The organism is Photobacterium lutimaris (assembly GCF_003025555.1).
GTDB lineage: Bacteria > Pseudomonadota > Gammaproteobacteria > Enterobacterales > Vibrionaceae > Photobacterium > Photobacterium lutimaris.
Window position 1 is genome coordinate 1 of the sequence record NZ_PYMH01000035.1, and the last position, 1,562, is coordinate 1,562.

Consider the following 1,562-nt stretch of genomic DNA (forward strand, 5'->3'; position numbering starts at 1 on the left):
GAATGTGCTGGAAAGCACAGCGATACAGGGTGATAGCCCCGTAACCGGTAGCATCTTATCAGTGAAAACGAGTAGGACGGGACACGTGATATCCTGTTTGAAGATGGGGGGACCATCCTCCAAGGCTAAATACTCCTGACTGACCGATAGTGAACCAGTACCGTGAGGGAAAGGCGAAAAGAACCCCTGTGAGGGGAGTGAAATAGAACCTGAAACCGTGTACGTACAAGCAGTAGGAGCCCACTTGTTGGGTGACTGCGTACCTTTTGTATAATGGGTCAGCGACTTAATTTTAGTAGCAAGGTTAACCGATTAGGGGAGCCGTAGGGAAACCGAGTCTTAACTGGGCGTACAGTTGCTAGGATTAGACCCGAAACCAGGTGATCTAGCCATGGGCAGGTTGAAGGTGAGGTAACACTTACTGGAGGACCGAACCGACTAATGTTGAAAAATTAGCGGATGACTTGTGGCTAGGGGTGAAAGGCCAATCAAACCTGGAGATAGCTGGTTCTCCCCGAAAGCTATTTAGGTAGCGCCTCGGACGAATACTACTGGGGGTAGAGCACTGTTAAGGCTAGGGGGTCATCCCGACTTACCAACCCTTTGCAAACTCCGAATACCAGTAAGTACTATCCGGGAGACACACGGCGGGTGCTAACGTCCGTCGTGGAGAGGGAAACAACCCAGACCGCCAGCTAAGGTCCCAAAGTTATAGCTAAGTGGGAAACGATGTGGGAAGGCTCAGACAGCCAGGATGTTGGCTTAGAAGCAGCCATCATTTAAAGAAAGCGTAATAGCTCACTGGTCGAGTCGGCCTGCGCGGAAGATTTAACGGGGCTAAGCTATACACCGAAGCTGCGGCAATGTGACTTGTTCACATTGGGTAGGGGAGCGTTCTGTAAGCGGTTGAAGGTGCATCGTAAGGTGTGCTGGACGTATCAGAAGTGCGAATGCTGACATGAGTAACGATAAAGGGAGTGAAAAACTCCCTCGCCGGAAGACCAAGGGTTCCTGTCCAACGTTAATCGGGGCAGGGTAAGTCGACCCCTAAGGCGAGGCCGAAAGGCGTAGTCGATGGGAAACGGGTTAATATTCCCGTACTTCTTATAATTGCGATGGGGGGACGGAGAAGGCTAGGTGGGCCTGGCGACGGTTGTCCAGGTTCAAGGGTGTAGGCTGTAATCTTAGGCAAATCCGGGATTACACTAGGCTGAGACCCGATGTCGAGTCACTACGGTGATGAAGTCATTGATGCCATGCTTCCGGGAAAAGCCTCTAAGCTTCAGATTATAAGAAATCGTACCCCAAACCGACACAGGTGGTCGGGTAGAGAATACCAAGGCGCTTGAGAGAACTCGGGTGAAGGAACTAGGCAAAATGGTACCGTAACTTCGGGAGAAGGTACGCTGCCGGCGGTGACGGGACTTGCTCTCTCAGCTGCTGGCAGTCGCAGATACCAGGTGGCTGCAACTGTTTATTAAAAACACAGCACTGTGCAAAATCGAAAGATGACGTATACGGTGTGACGCCTGCCCGGTGCCGGAAGGTTAATTGATGGGGTT

Annotated in this window: 1 rRNA gene; it reads left to right on the top strand. The window is 51.5% G+C overall.

The features are described from left to right. Positions 1-1,562: ribosomal RNA gene (locus tag C9I99_RS26845) — 23S ribosomal RNA — on the top strand; the annotation flags it as partial.